Raw genomic sequence first — 17,124 nt, 5'->3', positions numbered from 1 at the left:
GCTACTACCAGGATCGCGCCGTCCATCTGGGCAGCACCGGTGATCATGTTTTTAACGTAGTCGGCGTGACCCGGGCAATCTACGTGGGCGTAGTGACGGGTAGCGGTGTCGTATTCTACGTGGGAGGTGTTGATGGTGATACCACGCTCACGCTCTTCCGGTGCCTTGTCGATCTGGTCGAAGGCGAAAGCTTTACCACCGAAGTGCTTGGCCAGCACGTTGGTGATAGCTGCAGTCAGGGTGGTTTTACCGTGGTCAACGTGGCCGATGGTACCCACGTTAACGTGCGGTTTATTACGCTCAAATTTTTCTTTAGACATGATCGTCCCTCTAAACTAACGCTGAGTACGCGGTGGCAAGCTAACCACAGAACAGTTTATATGATGGATTTGAATCTGGTGGGAAAGAGAGAGGTACTGATGGCTGGTTCGCTTGCCGAACTCACCCTAGGGTGCGGCTCTGCTAACGCCTGAGCCATATCAGCATCTTGGAGCGGGCAGCGGGAATCGAACCCGCATCATCAGCTTGGAAGGCTGAGGTAATAGCCATTATACGATGCCCGCATTTCTCTAACCCAAAGAACTCAAACCGCAGAGAAATATGGTGGAGGGAGAAGGATTCGAACCTTCGAAGGCAGAGCCGTCAGATTTACAGTCTGATCCCTTTGGCCGCTCGGGAACCCCTCCAGACGCCAGATTGTCACAACGGTAATTCTGCTTGCACCCGTTGTGTTTATCGCTTTTGCACCGCAAATAGACGACAGACAGTCAAGCGTCGCGCATTTTATTGTAAGGTTTTGGGGGATGCAACCATTGAACCCGGCAAAATATGCTTTATTGCTGGGAAGTTTGCAAAAAAGCGGGGGCAAACAAGCCAATCCTGCTGCGTCCCTTGTCGCTCCCCCACCCTTGGTGTATGGTCGCCGTGCCCAAGAAACAGTGATGACACCATGACGACAGAGCATAACCCCTATCTGCAATTCACCCGCGAACAATGGGCGTTATTGCGCGATTCGGTCCCCCTGACCCTGACCGAACACGATCTGCAGACCCTGCGCGGGATCAACGAGAAGGTGTCATTGCGGGAAGTGGAAGAGATCTATCTGCCTCTCTCCCGCCTGCTCAATCTCTATGTCAAAGCCAAACAGCGTCGCAGCCGGGTGCTGGAGCAGTTTCTCGGCCAGTCCCGCGGCAAGGGCACTTATATCATCAGCATTGCCGGCAGCGTGGCGGGGGGCAAAAGCACCACGGCCCGTATTCTGCAGGCCCTGTTGGAGCGCTGGCCGGAACATCCACGGGTGGAGCTGGTCACCACCGACGGCTTCCTCTATCCCAACAAGGTACTGGAAGAGCGCGGCCTGATGCGCCGCAAGGGGTTCCCGGAATCCTACGACATCCGCCATCTGGTGGAGTTTGTCGCCAACATCCGCGCTGGTCACGAGAAGGTCGAAGCGCCGGTTTACTCCCACCTTATCTACGACATCATTCCCGATGAGAAGAAGGTGGTGGAGCAGCCGGACATCCTGATCCTGGAAGGGCTCAATGTGCTGCAAAGCGGCATGGATTACCCTCAGGAGCCCCATCGGGTCTTCGTGTCGGACTTCGTCGACTTCTCCATCTATGTGGATGCCGATGCCGAACTGCTGCGCACCTGGTATATCGAACGCTTCCTGAAATTCCGCAGCGGCGCCTTCTCGGATCCCGACTCCTACTTCCATAACTACGCCAAGCTGGCGGAGAGTGAGGCGACCCAGATCGCCAGCAACATCTGGCAAGATATCAACTATCTGAATTTGCAAGAAAATATCTTGCCAACGCGTGAGCGAGCCAACCTGATCATGACCAAGGGCCATGAGCACGCCATCGAGCAGATCAAACTGCGCAAATGATGACGGCGGTTGCCGGATAACGAAGAGGGGGCCCACGGGCCCCCTCTTCTTGTTTGGCATCATGAGCGGCCTTGCTGACCCTCAGTCGCCCCGGCGCAGGGAGAGCTCGCCCCCCAGATAGTATTTGATCCCTTCACCTGTCTCCAGTCGCAGGGCGCCGCGATCGTCGATGCCACGAGCGATGCCGCGGATCTCCTGATCCCCCATCAGCAGGCGCACAGGGCGACCGGCAAAGTGATCGAGCCGGTTCCACTCATCGACAAAGCTTGCCAGCCCCTGCTGCTCAAAGGTGTGCAGCGCCCGCTGCAGATGGACGATCATCCGGGCCGCCAACTGATTGCGATCCACCAGTTCCGGATTGATGTGACGCAGCTCAGCCCAGGCCTGATCAATCTTCTCACCTTCGCGGGCAGGCATCGCCAGATTGAGACCAATGCCGATCACCAGATGACAACTGGCCCCGGCGCTACCGCTCATCTCCACCAGTATTCCCGCCAGCTTGCGGCCCTGATAGTAGAGGTCGTTCGGCCACTTGAGCTCGACGCCTTGATAGCCAAGGGACTCCAGCGCTTCAACCACTGCCACGCCGACCGCCAGACTCAGCCCCATGGCCGCCGCCATGCCTTGTTCGAGTCGCCAGTACATGCTGAGGATCAGCTGGCAACCAAACGGCGAAATCCAGGGTTTGCCACGACGACCGCGCCCGGCTGTCTGACACTCGGCCAGACAGCTCTCGCCAGAGCGCAGCTCATTGACCCGATCCAGCAGGTGTTGATTGGTCGAGCCAATGACCGGAAAACAGTGCACCGGTGCCATCGGGGCCAGTGCCTGCAAGGTAGCCTGATCATAGAGCGCCATCGGCACCGCCAACCGGTAGCCCTTGCCGGTCAGGCTAAAGAGATCCAACCCCAGCTCCTTGAGCGCCGCCATGTGTTTACTCACCGCCGCCCGGCTGATGCCGAGCTGCTCACCCAGCTGTTCGCCGGAGTGAAACTGGCCGTCGCTAAGCAGGGTGATCAGGGTCTGTCTGATGGGAGTCAACGTCATGAGAGCACCTCGTCGAGCCAGGTTTCACCATGCGCACCCATAAAGCGCACCTCGTGCTCCAGCACCACGCCAAACGTCTGCTCCACGCTGTCGCGGACATGAGCCGCCAGCGCGATCAGCTCCATGGCACTGGCGCCCCCCAGATTGACCAGCACCAGCGCCTGCTCCTGATGAACAGCGGCACGGCCAATGGCGAAACCTTTCAAACCGCACTGATCGATGAGCCAGCCCGCCGCCAGCTTGGCCTGCCCTTCTCCAGCCGGATAGCAGGGCATCTGCGGATAGCGCGCCTTGAGATTCTCCGCCAGCGCGGCAGGCACCACCGGATTCTTGAAGAAGCTGCCCGCATTGCCGAGCACCGCAGGATCCGGCAGTTTGGCCATGCGGGTGGCACAGACGGTATCGAAGATGGCCTGCGCCGAAGGCGCGTCACCGAGCGCAGCCAGTGGGCCATAGCCCTGCACCGGTTGCCACGCCTTGGGCAGTTTGAGCCCGACGGCGGTGATCAGGTGGGAATCCTGATACTCGTGTTTGAAGATGCTGTCGCGATAACCGAAGCGGCACTCTGCCGCCGCGATCCGTTCAATCTCGCCACTCTGCCAGTTGAACGCCTCGACATAGGCGCAGAAGTCGGCCAGCTCAACGCCATAGGCACCGATGTTCTGCACCGGCGCGGCACCGACCGTACCGGGAATGAGCGCCAGATTCTCCAGCCCGAACCAGCCCTGTTGCAAGGTATGGCGCACCAGCTGATGCCAATCTTCACCGGCCGCCACATGGAGCAACCAGTGATCGCCACCATCTTCAGCGGTAATCCCCTTGAGCTGGTTGAGCACCACCAGACCGAGAAAATTGGTGGTGAAGAGCATGTTGCTGCCGCCGCCCAGGTTGAGGCGAGGCAACTGGTTGAGTTGTGGATCAGCACGCAGGGGCGCCAGATCGGCAACCTGCTCCACCTCGGCCAGCCAGAGGCAATACGCATCGAGGGCAAGGGTGTTGAGCTTCAACAAGGAGGCGTTGGCATTCAGTTTCATCGGTCTATCCCGGCTTGGTGCAAGGGCGCAGTCTACCTCAAGTTGCCCCATGACGAAAAACCCGAACCCTTTTCGGGGGAATAACAGTGGTTTAGAGTAGGCGACTTCAACTGCTGAGGAATAACTCATGAACAACCAGTTTGCCGTCATCGGCCTGGGCCTGTTTGGCAGCGCGCTGTGCGAAGAGCTGCAACGGCAAGATGCCGAAGTACTGGCCATCGATATCGACGAGAGCAAGACCCGGCAAATCGCCGCCCTCTGCAATCACGTTATCGTGGCGGATGCCACCGATGAGGCCACCGTGGCCGAGCTGGGACTGGCCAATTTCGATATCGTCTTCGTTGCCATCGGTGACAACCTGGAGACCAGCATCCTCACCACCCTCGTCTTGAAAGAGGCAGGTGTGAAGAAGGTGTGGGTCAAGGCGCGCGACAAGTTCCACGCCAAGATCCTGCAGAAAGTGGGCGCCGACAAGGTGATCAACCCGGAGTGGGACATGGGCCGCCGGGTCGCCCAGAGCATGCTGGACAACCGGCTGTTCGACTATCTGGAGCTGGGTCACGACATGGTGCTGACCGAGTTCGTGATTGGCCTGCAACAGAACGGCCGGGAACTAGGCGACTTCCACCTGCTGCAACAGAGCGATTTCCAGCTGCTCGCCATCAAGCGTGGTGATGTGCTGCACAACGTACTAACCGGCAAAATGGAGCTGCAACTGGGCGACATCCTGATCCTGGCGGGCAACAAGCACGCCATCGACCACTGGCTCGAAACCCTATGATCAACTGGCGCAGCAGCTACGCCTTCGCCCTCCATCGGGAGCAGGACTCTCGCTGGAGCGAAGCCCGGCTGATCCTCGGTAGCTTTCTGATCATTCTGCTGATTGGCACCATCTTTCTGGTGCAACCCTCCAGCCACAATGGCGAGGTCACCTTCGTCAACGCCCTGTTTACCGCCACTTCGGCCATCAGCGTGACAGGTCTTGGCGTGGTGGATACCGGCACCGCCTTCACCCTGCAGGGGCAGATTTTCCTGCTGATGCTGATGGAGATCGGCGGTCTGGGCCAGATGACCATGACCCTGCTGCTGATCGCCATCTTCAGCAAGCGGGTCGGTCTGCGCCAACAGGTACTGGCCAAGGAGGCGCTGGGACAGGAGGGCTCGGTCAACATCATTCAGCTGGTCAAACGGATCGTGCTGTTCGCCTTTATCGCCCAATTGATCGGTACCGGCATCATGGCGATCCGCTGGGTGCCCGAGATGGGTTGGGTGCACGGCCTCTATGTCAGCTTCTTCCACGCGGTATCAGCCTTCAACAACGCCGGGTTTTCGCTGTTTGCCAACAACCTCATGGACTACAGGGACGACCCCATCATCAGCCTGACCATCGCCGGCCTGCTGATCCTCGGGGGGATCGGCTTTACCGTCATCGTCGATCTGGTGCGCAACCGCCGCTGGCGCAAGCTGAAGCTGCACAGCAAGCTGATGCTGCTGATGACCCCGGCGCTGCTGCTGGCCGGTACCCTGATGTTCTGGCTACTGGAACACAACAACCCCGGCACCCTCGGTAAGGCCGGTGTCGGTGGCCAGCTGCTGGCGGCCTTCTTCCAGTCTGCCAGCGCCCGTACCGCCGGTTTCAATACCATAGATATCGGGCTGATGACCCCGGCGGCGTTGCTGTTCCTGATGATGCTGATGTTTATCGGTGCCGGTGCCACCTCAACCGGTGGTGGTATCAAAGTCACCACCTTCGCAGTCGTGCTGCTGGCGACCAAGGCATTTCTGACCAAACGGCCCCATGTCACCGCTTTTGGCCGCACCCTGTCGCCCCAGATCGTGACCCGATCGCTGGCCATCATCATCGTCAGCACCATGGTGCTGATGCTGGCGATGTTCCTGCTGATGGTGACCGAGGATCTGCCGTTCGACAAAATCATGTTCGAGACCATCTCGGCATTTGCCACCGTCGGCCTCTCCACCGGCATCACCGCCTCCCTGAGCGAGCCGGGCAAGCTGATCCTGGTGCTGGTGATGATCTGCGGCCGTCTCGGCCCCCTGACCCTGGCCTTTATGCTGGCCCGCCCGGTCGAGACCCGCATCCGCTATCCGGAAGAGAACGTCTATACCGGCTGACCAGCCATGAACACGGGGCAGCCACTGGCTGCCCTGTTTTTTTATTCGGCTTGTTGCTGCGCCTTGAGCCAGCGCCCCGGGCTCACCCCCAGCTCCCGCTCGAATGCCCGACCAAAGGCAACACTGCTGCTATACCCCGCCCCCAACGCCACCTGCACCATGGGCTCCCCCGCCAGCAGTTGCTGGCAGGCGCGCGCCATGCGCCAGCGGATCAGATAACCAAGCGGCGCTTGACCGACCCGCTCCTGAAACCTCGCGGCAAAGCGGGCCCGCGACATGCCGGCCTCCCGCGCCAGCGTGGCCACCGTCCAGGGTTCATCCCCACGCTGATGCATCACCGAGATCGCCTTGGCCAACTGGGGATCGGAAATGCCTGCCAACATCCCCTGCTGACACACCCCTTGCTCGACCAGATGACGCAGCAGCAGGATCAACAGTATCTCCAGCAAGCGGGAGATCAGCGGATCCTGCCCGTAGCGGGGGTGAAACGCTTCGTCAAACAGCTGACTCAGCACCGGTGTCAGGACAGGCAACTCACGTAGCGGCAGCACCAGCGAGCCCGGTAATGCCAGTTGCAACGGCGATGCGCCCCCCTTGCCGAATGCGACATTGGCACACACCAGATCGCAACCCCCCAACGTTCTGGGTTCAAGCTTGTGAGGACGTCCCCGAGGGAACAGGATCAGGGTCGGCTCCTCGAGCAGCAAGCTGGCTCCCCCCTCTTCACGCAACATGACGGCACCGCTGCGCAGCAGATGAAGATGTCCGCCACTCGGATAATCATCACTGGAGGAGTTCTGGCACAGGTTGCCGGCGAAGAAGATCTTGGCTTCGGGGGAGGCATGAACCAACAGGGCAGAGAGCGGATCCATATTTGAGACGAATGGTATTTATTTGCAGACGATGAGTGATAAACCGTATCACGAATGACGACACACTGTCTCCCGAACCTTCACTACCACAGGAGAAGATCATGAGCCGTATCCAACCCGTATCCCAACCGCAACCCGCAGCCGCCCAGACCCTGACCACCCTGCACCGCAATCTGGGCATGGTGCCCAACCTCTACGCCACCCTAGCCCACTCGCCAGCCCTGCTCAATGGCTTCCTGGCCTTTGCCGAGGCGCTTGGCAAGGGGCGCCTCACTGCCCCACAACGGGAGTTGCTGGCACTGGCCATAGGTCAAGCCAACGTCTGCCAATACTGTTTGTCTGCCCACACACTACTGGCGAGCAAGGCCGGATTCTCGGCCCAGGAGATCCGGGCTGCCCGGCTCGGCCAGGCCTCGGCTCCCCTTGATCACGCCCTGCTGCAACTGGCAACGGCACTGGTCAACCAGCGCGGAGTGATCAGTGACGAGCAGCTTGCTAGCGCCCGGGCCGCAGGCGTAGATGACGAACTGCTGCTGGAGGTGCTCGGCCAGGTGGTGGTCAATACCCTGACCAACTATGGCAACCACCTGGCGGCGACCGAGATCGACTTCCCGCCCGTCACTCTGACCCCTTAAACAAGGAGCCCCCCATGCAGCAACATGACAAAGGCTTTCTGGTCGCCCTGGCGGGCGTGGTATTGACCCTGCTCTGGATCGGCGTCTTCAAGTTTACCCCGACAGAGGCAGCCGCCATCAAACCACTGGTAGCCAGCCACCCCTTGATGAGCTGGCTCTATGGCCCCCTGTCGGAACAGAACGTATCGAACCTGATCGGGGTGGTCGAGATAGTGATCGCCATCGGGCTGGTCGTGGGCCTGTGGCAACCTCGCATCGGTTACTGGTGCAGCATGGGGGCTATCGTCACCTTCCTGGCGACGCTGAGCTTCCTGCTGACTCTGACAGGTGTCTGGAAGATGGTTGACGGCGTGCCAGTCACCGAGTTCTTCCTGTTCAAGGATCTGGTGTTTCTCGGTGTGGTTCTGCACTACCAGCACAGGATCCGTGCCAGCTTGTCCACTCAGGCAGCCTGACAACAATGCCTTTGGCGCCCGGGATGGGCGCCTTTTTTCGTTATGCCGCCCTGGTCTGGCGCTTGCTGGCCGTCTTGCGCGGTCGGGGCCCGCCAGTCGTGCAGGCCGCCGGACTCTTGCGTTTGGTAAAACGCCGCTTGCCGGCACCCGGCGCCTCCTTGGGTAGGGCGCTGAAGCTGGCGCCGGAGTCCTGCCGCGCCCCTTCAATCAGGCCGTTGAGCTGCTCGGTGAGCGGCCCCATGAACTGCTGGTAGCTGCCGTGGCGCTCGGCGATCTGGCCGAGGCTCTGCTCCCACAGCGCCGTCATATCCGGCGTGGTGGCAGTAGCAGGCAGCGCCTGCACCAGCGCCCGCCCGGTCGGGGTCGCCTTGATGCTCTTGCCCTGACGCACCAGAAAGCGACGCTTGAACAGCAGGTCGATAATGCCTGCTCGGGTCGCTTCGGTGCCGAGACCATCGGTGTCGCGCAGGGTCTTGCGGATCTCGGGATCCTGTACATAACGAGCGATGCCGGTCATAGCCGCCAGCAGGGTGGCATCGGTGAACGACTTGGGCGGCTGGGTCATCTTCTCCTGCAGTTCGCCCCGCTCGCACAGCAGTTGCTCTCCCTCTTTCAGGGCAGGCAGCGTGCCCGCCTTCTCTTCGTCGTCATCCTCCTCCACCCCGAGCAGCACCTTCCAGCCCGCCTTGAGAATGCGCCGCGCCTTGGCCTGAAACAGGCCACCGGCGATGCGCAGCAGCACCTTGCTGTCGTTGTATTCGAACGGGGGATAGAACTGCAGCAGATACTGGCGGGCAATCAGGCCATAGAGCTTCGCCTCGTCGGCCCCCAGCGTGGCGGGGTTGCCCTGCTTCTCGGTGGGGATGATGGCGTGGTGGGCATCCACCTTGCTGTCGTTCCACGCCTTGCTGCGGATCTTGCCATCAGCCTCGCTCACCGCCTTGGCCAGTGCAGGCGCTGTAGCGGCGATGGCACCGCGCACCTGCTCGGACCGCTTGAAGTGGTCGGTCGGCAGATAGCGGCTATCGGAGCGCGGATAGGTGATGAGCTTGTGGCGCTCGTAGAGGCTCTGGCAGATGTCGAGCACTCGCTTGGCATCCATGCCGAAGCGCTTGGCGGCATCGATCTGCAGGCTGGAGAGGTTGTAGGGCAGCGGCGCCGCCTGCTTGCGGGCCTGCTCCTCCACCGATTCAACCTGTGCGGGTTGGCCGTTGATCCTGCTCACCACCTTGTCGGCCAGCGCCCGATTGAGCACCCGCCCCTCCTCATCCTGCCACGGCAGGCAGGCTTCCGATGGCAGCCACTTGGCGGTGAAGCGCTCGTTACTATCGGTCAGCAGATGGGCCAGCACCTCGTAGAAGGGTTTGGGGACGAAGGCCTCGATCTCGAGATCCCGCCGCACCACCAGCCCCAGCAGCGGGGTCTGCACCCGACCGACCGAGAGCAGCTCGCTGCAACCCGCCTTGCGCCCGAGCAGGGTGTAGGCGCGGGTCATGTTGATGCCATAGAGCCAGTCGGCCCGACTGCGGGCCAGCGCCGAGACCGCCAGCGGCACGAACTCCTTGTTATCCCTCAGCTTCTCGAGGGCGCGGCGCACCGCGGGCGGGTTGAGATCGCTGATGAGGCAGCGCTGCACCGGCTTGGTCTTCGGGTAGCCGAGAAAGTCGATCACCTCATCCACCAGCAACTGCCCTTCCCGGTCCGGGTCACCGGCGTTGACCACGCAATCCGCCTGCTTGATCAGCCGCTTGATGACGGTGAGCTGGGTTTTGGTCTTGGGCTTGGCCACCAGCTGCCACTGGGCGGGGACGATGGGGAGATGCTCCATCCGCCACTGCTTGAAGGCAGCGTCATAGGCATCGGGCTCGGCCTGCTCCAGCAGATGGCCGATACACCAGGTGACCACATCCCCCTGGGCTGTTTCGATAAAACCGTCGCCCTTCTTGTGGGGCTTGGGCAGGGCATCGGCAATGGCGCGGCCCAGCGTGGGCTTCTCGGCGATAAAGAGTCGCATCGGTAGCTACCTGCAATACTGTATATGCAGACAGTATACAACTGCCACCGCGAAAGCCCAACTGCCCCTATTCGTCGAACGGGTGATCGTGGATAGCGGCAAACAACCGCGCCTGATTGAGCAGCGGCGCATAGTGGAAGGCGTTGTCGCCATCTTCTGCCAGCAGGTAGTCGGTCAGCTGTTCGCGCACCGCCTCTTGCAGGGTCTCCAGCTTCCACGGTTTGGCCAGATAGTAGTGCAACCCGCCACGATTGACCGCCTCGACGGTCGCTTCCAGCCCCGCTTGCCCGGTCAGCAGCAATTTGCGGCTGGCACGGGTGGTGGCACGCCGGTTCAACTCCACCAGAAAGTCGACCCCCAAAGTTCCCGGCATGATGTGATCGCAGAGGATCAGCGCCAGCTTGCCCCCCTCCTCTTCCCACTCGTGCACCACCTCCCGCGCTTCGTCGACGCTCTCGGCGGCTTCCAGTTCGAAGTGGGAACGGAACGGGGCGAGATCGTGGATCACCGCATCCAGCACCTCCCGCTCATCGTCCACACACAGGATCAGATAGTGTTTGTTCATTGCTCCTCCTTGGCGACATGGTTTGGCACGCCGCGCGATTGATGCTGGCGACGGCTCAGGCCGCATGCTCCTTGTTGTGATGAGGTTCGCCCCCGTAACCGGCCTGCCCCATGCCATCCAGCGGCAGACAGACCCGCATCCGGGTGTAATGGCCCGGTTCGGAGGCCACCTCAATCCGGCCGTGGTGCTGCTGCACTATCTGCAGCGAGACGCTCAGGCCAATGCCGAGACCGAAGTGCCCCTCCCGCTTGGTGGTGAAGTTGAGATCGAAGATCCGCTGCCACAGCTCGGGCTCGATGCCGCAGCCATTATCCTCGATCTCTACCATGATCCACTCGGGATCCAGCAACCCGGTGCGGATGGTGAGTCGCCCCGGACCGCTCATGGCATCCAGACTGTTGGCGATCAGGTTGGTCCACACCTGTTGCAGGGCGATAGGGTGACAGCGTACCAGCGGCAGCGGCTGGTACTCCTTGCAGAGCTCATGATGCTTGAGGCGGTTTTCGAAAATCATCAGGGTATCTTCCAGCCCCTCGTGCAGATCCACCAGCGAGGGTTCGGCCCGATCCTGCCGGGCATACTGCTTGAGGCTTTTGACCAGATCGCCGATGCGACGGGCGCACACCTCTATATTGCGCAGGAAGCTACCGGTCTGCTGGAACAGCTCCAGCCGGGAGAGCAGCGCCTCCCGCTCGACGGCGGTGCGGCTGGCAAACCAGCGCTGCCAGTTCAGCTCGTCATCCAGATTCATCTGCACCGCCAGCCGTGCCTGCTGACGATCGCCAAAGCGCCCCTCCGCCTGCCGGGTCTTGTCGCGGATCTCGCTGGTCGAAACCGGCTGTGCGGTCAGCGCCTGACAGAGGGTCTGGTTGCCCAGCCCCTTGATGGGAGCAGGCAGTTCGAGATTGACCAGATCGGGGATGGCAGCCCGCAGGGTCTCGCTGCCACGGATGATGGCCGCCACCGGGTTGTTGAGCTCGTGGGCGACACCGGCCACCAGCTGACCCAGCATCGCCATTTTTTCGCTCTCCACCAGCTGGGCGTGAGCGGCATCAAGGGAGTTGAGGGTCTGTTGCAGCCGCATCTCGGTACGGATGCTGTTTTGCAGGCGGCGGTTGAAGTGGCGCAGCAGCAGGTTGGTAAAGGAGGGGAGCAGTTCGCTGCGCGCCTGCATCACCCGGGAGAATTGCAGCTTGTCGAGCTTGATCACCTCGGCACCGGTCAGGGTCACGCCGGTGGTGAAAGCGGGTTCGCCGGTCACGAAGGACATCCCCCCCACCAGCGAGCCGGTGCGGTAGTGCACCACCTCCTGATCGATCCCCTGCTCGTCCCGCTTGCGCAGCACCACCTCCCCCTTGGCGATAAACCAGAGAAAGCTGTTGGGCTCCCCCTCGCGGGTCAGCACATGGCCCGGACTGTAGTGGCGGCAGACCCGCGCCTCGTCATTGCCATCGAAAAACTGGTAGAGACCGTCGATCACCACCCGCGACAGCTCTTCATCACTGCAGTGGGTGTAATCCATAAAACCCTGCCGATAGGCCGCCAACTGGCGATCGACGTGGACCCGCAGCAACTTCTGGTTGTCGAGCACGGCGGCATAGCTCAGCAGGTCAGCCTCGGGCTGGAGCAGCACAAAGTGGCTGGCCTGCTCGATCACCGCCCGGCGCAGGCTGCCATCGCGCCAGGGGCGTTGCAGGTAGTAGTCGAGACGACCGAGGTTGACCGCCTCGATGATCGATTTCATCTCCGGCTGGCTGCCCAAAAGGATCTTGCGGCACGCCTCGTGGCGGCTGCCGAGGCGGATTAGAAAATCGGCCCCTCGCCCATCCCCCAGCTCGCTGTCACACACCACCACGGCGGGCGGCTGCCCCTTGCGGTCCAGCTCGTCGAGGGCCAGCTCCGCCGACTCCTGCCCGACCACCACCACCAGCGCAAAATGGCCGAGCAGCGGGGCCAGCTCCTGTTCGAATTCGGTCAGCAGCTGCACGTTGGCGGCGACACACAGCAGTGAGAAAGGGCTCATCGGCGACACTCCGTTGTGGCTCACTGTTCACTATATCAACGAATCTTGTGGGGTTTTGCGAGGGGGCTAACAGCTGTCGCGGAAAGTGCACAAATAGATAAAACAGAAAAAACTGAATTTAATTCGATAAATGTATCAATGGCGAAATAAAAGGCAAAATGTGACAACAATCAAAAATATAAACCATGATGGAGGTCAACGCCTTATCCCTATCATTACTACTACTATTGGACTAGTACTATGTAGGTAATTATTGACCGTAGGAAAACGCCGCCATGATTGGAAAACTGATAAGAAAAACCTGGTTCTGGCTCCTGCTGCTCGGGGCCCTGCTGGGTGTCGCGGCACTGGGTGTCACCGTGACCGTGCTGCACAAGACCAGCTCCACCGAATTCTGCGTCTCCTGCCACTCCATGCAGACTCCGCTCGCCGAGTATCAGGGCAGTGTCCACTTCCAGAACACCAAGGGGATCCGCGCCGAGTGCGCCGACTGCCACATCCCGGGCGATCCCACCTCCTACCTGTGGACCAAGATCCGCGCCGTGAAGGATATCTATCACGAGGCGATCGGCACCCTGGATACCCCGGAAAAGTATGAAGCCCACAAGCTGCGGATGGCCCAGTCCGTCTGGGACGAGTTGAAAGCCAACGACTCCGCCACCTGCCGCAGCTGCCACAGCTACGAGGCGATGGATATTCTGGCCCAGCGCCCCAATGCCCGTGCCGAGCACCCGGTCGCCATCAAGGAAGGCCAGACCTGTATCGACTGCCACCGCGGTGTCGCCCACATCATGCCAGACATGAGCGGCCTGGCTGCCGCCGGTGCCAGTGAGCTGGCGCAGGCTGCGGCCCAGACCCCGGCCAACATCACCACCCGTTACGCCATCGCTACCACCCCGCTGTTCCTCGATGCCGCAGCCAAGACCGACGAAGGCACCCTGATGCCCTCCACCAAGGTGGAAGTGCTGGCCAACGAAAACGGCCGCGCCAAGGTGCAGATCGAAGGCTGGCAACAGGATGGTGTGAGCGAAGTGTTCTACGCCGCACCGGGCAAACGGATCCTCAGCGTACTGGTCGGCGATGCCGCCAAGAAAGCGCTGGTCACCGGCCAGAGCGAAACCGACAGCGCCACCAACCTCACCTGGCATCAGGTCAAGCTGACCGCCTGGGTCGACCAGAGCCAGCTCATCGGCGATCAGGGCAAGCTGTGGCAATACGCCTCCACCCTGATGTCCAACAACTGTACCGGCTGCCACGGCCTCACCGCGCTGGATCACTTCAATGCCAACCAGTGGATCGGCGTCATCAAGGGGATGGAGTCTCGTACCTCCCTGACCCCGGAACAGGCTCGCATGTTGACCCAGTATGTCCAGAAACACGCCAGTGACATGAGCGCGGCCCACTAAGGCTGGCACAGAGGAAAACCGTTATGACTTTTTTCAATGACAAGAAGACCAATCTGTCCCGCCGCAACCTGCTCAAGGGGCTCGGCGCCTGCGCAGCCCTGCCCCTGCTCGGCGGCATTTTTCCCAAGAGTGCGCTGGCGCAAGCCATCAGCACCGCATTGAATCAGTTCCCGACTCTGGTGCCCGCCCAGAAGGGCATTCTGACCGGCGCCCACTGGGGTGCTTTCGAGGCGATCGTCGAAGATGGGCGCATGGTGCGCGTCCAGCCGGTGGCCGATGATCCGGCGCCAAACGATCTCATCGACATGGCGCCGTTCCAGGTGCACGCCAAAAACCGCATCAAATACCCCATGGTGCGCAAAAGCTGGCTGGAGCATGGCCCGGGCGCCAAACCCGAGCTGCGCGGTGCCGACGAGTGGGTGCGAGTGAGCTGGGACAAGGCGATCGAACTGGTGGCCGGCGAGATCCAGCGCGTCCAGTCTGACTTCGGCCCGCAAGCGATCCACGCCGGTTCCTATGGCTGGAAAAGCGTCGGCATGTTCCACAACAGCCGCACCCTGCTGCACCGCCTGATGAACCTCTCCGGCGGCTTCACCGGTTATGCCGGTGACTACTCCACCGGTGCCGCCCAGGTGATCATGTCCCATGTGATGGGCTCCATCGAGGTGTACGAGCAGCAGACCGCCTGGCCCAATGTGGTTGAGAACGCCGAACTGGTGGTGCTGTGGGGGGTCAACGCTCAGGTGACCCTGAAGAACAGCTGGAACATGCCGGATCACGAGGGTCAGGCCGGTTTCATGGCGCTGAAGGAGAAAGGTACCCGCGTCATCAGCATCGACCCCATCTACAACGAGACCGCCAAGCTGGTCGGCGCCGAGTGGATTGCCCCGAACGCCTACACCGACGTGGCCATGATGCTGGGTGTGGCTCACACCCTCTACAGCGAGAAGAAGCACGCTCAAGCCTTCCTCGATCGCTACACCGTCGGCTTCGACAAGTTTCTGGACTATCTGCTCGGCAAGGATGACGGCCAACCGAAGAGCGCCGAGTGGGCGAGCACTGTCTGCGGCGTCGATGCCAAGGTGATCCGCCAGCTGGCCCTCGACATGGCCGCCAAGCGCACCATGATCATGGCCGGTTGGGGCATGCAGCGTCAGCAGCACGGCGAACAGCCGAACTGGATGCTGGTCACTCTGGCCTCCATGCTGGGCCAGATCGGCCTGCCGGGCGGCGGCTACGGCTTCAGCTACCACTACTCCTCCGGTGGCAGCCCCACCGCCAAGGGCGGCATTCTGGCGGGCATCTCCGCCGGCAACGCACCGAAGAACAGCCCGGCACCGATCCCGGTGGCGCGCATCGCCGACTGTCTCGCCAACCCGGGCAAGACCATCGACTTCAACGGCCGCAAGGTGACCTATCCGGACATCAAGCTGGTCTACGTGGCGGGCGGCAACCCCTTCCACCACCATCAGGACACCAACAACCTGCTGCAGGCGTGGCGCAAACCGCAGACCGTGATCGTTCACGAGCCCTACTGGACCGCCACCGCCAAACACGCCGACATCGTGCTGCCGGTCACCACCAGCTACGAGCGCAACGATCTGGAGATGGGCGGCGACTACTCTCAGCGCTATGTGTTCCCGATGCACCAGTGCGTCCCGCCCCAGCACGAGTCCCGCAACGACTTCGACATCTTCAGCGCCATCGCCGCCAAGCTGGGCGTGCAGGAGCAGTACACCGAAGGGAAGGACGAGATGCTGTGGCTCAAGCAGATGTACGACGGCATGGCGGCGCAGGCCCGCGGCGCCCGCGTGGCGCTGCCGCCGTTCAACATGTTCTGGGAGTCCAACAACTACATCCGCTTCCCGATCCCCGAGGCCAACCGCCAGTGGATCCGTCACGCCGATTTTCGCGAGAATCCGCTGCTCAATCCGCTCGGCACCCCGTCCGGCAAGATCGAGATCTTCTCCAACACTGTGGCGGGGATGGGTTATGCCGACTGTGCCGGCCATCCCAAGTGGTATGAGCCCAAGGAGTGGGTGAAGAGCGAGGTGGCGGCGCGCTATCCACTGTCGCTCAACACCTCCCACCCGACCCAGCGGCTGCACTCCCAGCTCGACAACACTCCGCTGCGAGACAAGTTCGCCATCGCCGACCGCGAGGCGATCATGATCCATCCGCTGGATGCCAAGGCTCGTGGCATCGCCCAGGGGGATCTGGTGCGCGCCTTCAACGAGCGCGGCCAGATCCTGGTGGGCGCCCTGCTCTCCGAGGATGTGCGCCAAGGGGTGGTGCGGATCTGCGAAGGGGCCTGGTATGACCCGGCCAAGCCGGGCGAAGCGGGCAGCATCTGCAAGAACGGCAACGTCAACTGCCTCACCTTCGACGAAGGCTCGTCCAGTCTGGCGCAGGGCAACTGCGGCCACATGGCCCAGCTGCAGATCGAGAAGTACACTGGCCCGATGCTGGCCAACACCGCCCACGCGGTACCGGCCAACGGCTAAGGCGATTGCCACCCAATAAAAACGGCGCCATCAAGGCGCCGTTTCTTTATCTGTCTGCCAAAGAGCACACATAGTCCGGACGGATTTAAAAATCCCCCTCTTCCATATACTCCTGCGCGCACTCCACCAGCTGCGGCCACAGCTCTTCCGGCACCCAGGCGTCCGGGTCATCTTCATCCCCGTCGTACTGGCTCCAGAAATAGCGGCGCAGGCCGGAGGCAAACTCGTCGCTGATCTCGGCCAGCTCCGAGAGCGGCCCCAACCAGGCGATGCGGCGCAGCCCAGAGGCGAGATCGTTGATGGCATCCATCAGGGTGCGATCGTCGAAGCTCTGCTCCACCAGCAGGGTGAAGCGCTCGCGCGCCTGCTCGGTCTGCTCCTCGTCCAGTTCGCCCACATCGGCCAGCAGGTCGACAAAATCTTCCAGCAGATAGGCAATCAGGCCATCCCGATCTTCAAACCACTGGATCTGGGCGCCCTTGACCCCCAGTACAGAGGCATCGAATGAATCGTCAAGATGGCACAGGGCCCACGGATCGTCGGTCATG

15 protein-coding genes and 2 tRNA genes are annotated in these 17,124 nt (G+C 61.5%); 7 read left to right on the top strand and 10 right to left on the bottom strand.

The window, feature by feature from the left end; genetic code table 11:
• The 3 genes from G5193_RS15985 to G5193_RS15975 form a co-directional block, all read right to left on the bottom strand.
• Nucleotides 1–320: GTP-binding protein (locus tag G5193_RS15985; protein WP_021139867.1), on the bottom strand; the 320-nt coding region annotated here is incomplete at its 3' end.
• Nucleotides 321–488: 168 nt separating this feature from the next.
• Nucleotides 489–563, bottom strand: a tRNA-Gly gene (locus G5193_RS15980).
• 38 nt (nt 564–601) lie between these two features.
• Nucleotides 602–686: transfer RNA gene (locus G5193_RS15975), tRNA-Tyr, on the bottom strand.
• Between the two features lie 263 nt (nt 687–949).
• Between G5193_RS15975 and coaA the strand changes: the two genes are divergently transcribed.
• Nucleotides 950–1,888: a type I pantothenate kinase gene (coaA, locus tag G5193_RS15970; RefSeq protein ID WP_005339877.1), complete on the top strand. Its 939-nt coding sequence runs from the start codon at nt 950–952 to the stop codon at nt 1,886–1,888.
• 81 nt (nt 1,889–1,969) lie between these two features.
• Here coaA and birA read toward each other — a convergent pair whose 3' ends face one another.
• Both birA and murB read right to left on the bottom strand, forming a co-directional pair.
• Complete coding sequence (gene birA, locus G5193_RS15965; RefSeq protein ID WP_227341803.1) at nt 1,970–2,935, bottom strand: bifunctional biotin--[acetyl-CoA-carboxylase] ligase/biotin operon repressor BirA; 966 nt, start codon at nt 2,933–2,935, stop codon at nt 1,970–1,972.
• Nucleotides 2,932–3,969: a UDP-N-acetylmuramate dehydrogenase gene (murB, locus tag G5193_RS15960; protein WP_421206384.1), complete on the bottom strand. Its 1,038-nt coding sequence runs from the start codon at nt 3,967–3,969 to the stop codon at nt 2,932–2,934. The genes birA and murB overlap by 4 nt, the downstream gene beginning before the upstream one ends.
• Before the next feature lie 127 nt (nt 3,970–4,096).
• On the opposite strand from murB, the gene G5193_RS15955 reads away from it, so the two are divergent.
• Nucleotides 4,097–4,750, top strand: a complete 654-nt coding sequence (locus G5193_RS15955) for a potassium channel family protein (protein ID WP_005339863.1) — start codon at nt 4,097–4,099, stop codon at nt 4,748–4,750.
• On the top strand, nt 4,747–6,102 hold the full coding sequence (locus tag G5193_RS15950; protein WP_042082855.1) for a TrkH family potassium uptake protein: 1,356 nt from the start codon (nt 4,747–4,749) through the stop codon (nt 6,100–6,102). The genes G5193_RS15955 and G5193_RS15950 overlap by 4 nt, the downstream gene beginning before the upstream one ends.
• 41 nt (nt 6,103–6,143) lie before the next feature.
• Here the strand turns inward: G5193_RS15950 and G5193_RS15945 are convergent, their stop codons facing one another.
• A complete protein-coding gene (locus G5193_RS15945; protein WP_421206381.1) occupies nt 6,144–6,974 on the bottom strand; it encodes a cupin domain-containing protein in 831 nt (276 codons plus the stop codon).
• A gap of 101 nt (nt 6,975–7,075) precedes the next feature.
• Between G5193_RS15945 and G5193_RS15940 the strand changes: the two genes are divergently transcribed.
• A complete protein-coding gene (locus G5193_RS15940; RefSeq protein ID WP_421206379.1) occupies nt 7,076–7,609 on the top strand; it encodes a carboxymuconolactone decarboxylase family protein in 534 nt (177 codons plus the stop codon).
• Between the two features lie 14 nt (nt 7,610–7,623).
• Complete coding sequence (locus tag G5193_RS15935; protein WP_199415248.1) at nt 7,624–8,064, top strand: DUF417 family protein; 441 nt, start codon at nt 7,624–7,626, stop codon at nt 8,062–8,064.
• A gap of 40 nt (nt 8,065–8,104) precedes the next feature.
• Here the strand turns inward: G5193_RS15935 and G5193_RS15930 are convergent, their stop codons facing one another.
• The 3 genes from G5193_RS15930 to G5193_RS15920 all read right to left on the bottom strand — a co-directional run bounded on the left by G5193_RS15930 (nt 8,105) and on the right by G5193_RS15920 (nt 12,666).
• A complete protein-coding gene (locus G5193_RS15930) occupies nt 8,105–10,078 on the bottom strand; it encodes a DNA topoisomerase III (RefSeq protein ID WP_421206377.1) in 1,974 nt (657 codons plus the stop codon).
• 67 nt (nt 10,079–10,145) lie between these two features.
• On the bottom strand, nt 10,146–10,643 hold the full coding sequence (locus G5193_RS15925) for a response regulator (RefSeq protein WP_236347921.1): 498 nt from the start codon (nt 10,641–10,643) through the stop codon (nt 10,146–10,148).
• Nucleotides 10,644–10,698: 55 nt separating this feature from the next.
• Entirely contained in the window at nt 10,699–12,666 is a 1,968-nt protein-coding gene (locus tag G5193_RS15920) for an ATP-binding protein (RefSeq protein WP_323913241.1), read from the bottom strand.
• Nucleotides 12,667–12,941: 275 nt separating this feature from the next.
• Here G5193_RS15920 and G5193_RS15915 point away from each other — a divergent pair, with 275 nt between their 5' ends.
• Together G5193_RS15915 and torA are read left to right on the top strand one after the other, a co-directional pair.
• Nucleotides 12,942–14,072: a NapC/NirT family cytochrome c gene (locus tag G5193_RS15915; protein ID WP_216952236.1), complete on the top strand. Its 1,131-nt coding sequence runs from the start codon at nt 12,942–12,944 to the stop codon at nt 14,070–14,072.
• A gap of 23 nt (nt 14,073–14,095) precedes the next feature.
• Complete coding sequence (gene torA, locus G5193_RS15910; protein ID WP_421206375.1) at nt 14,096–16,576, top strand: trimethylamine-N-oxide reductase TorA; 2,481 nt, start codon at nt 14,096–14,098, stop codon at nt 16,574–16,576.
• An 85-nt stretch (nt 16,577–16,661) separates the two neighbouring features.
• Here torA and G5193_RS15905 read toward each other — a convergent pair whose 3' ends face one another.
• On the bottom strand, nt 16,662–17,123 hold the full coding sequence (locus G5193_RS15905; RefSeq protein ID WP_216952238.1) for a hypothetical protein: 462 nt from the start codon (nt 17,121–17,123) through the stop codon (nt 16,662–16,664).
• Nucleotide 17,124: the final 1 nt, after the last annotated feature.

The sequence above is a fragment of the Aeromonas sp. 601027 genome (assembly GCF_049174455.1).
In the GTDB taxonomy this organism is placed as follows: Bacteria; Pseudomonadota; Gammaproteobacteria; order Enterobacterales; family Aeromonadaceae; genus Aeromonas; species Aeromonas veronii_A.
This window is presented reverse-complemented; position numbering and strand designations above follow the sequence as displayed.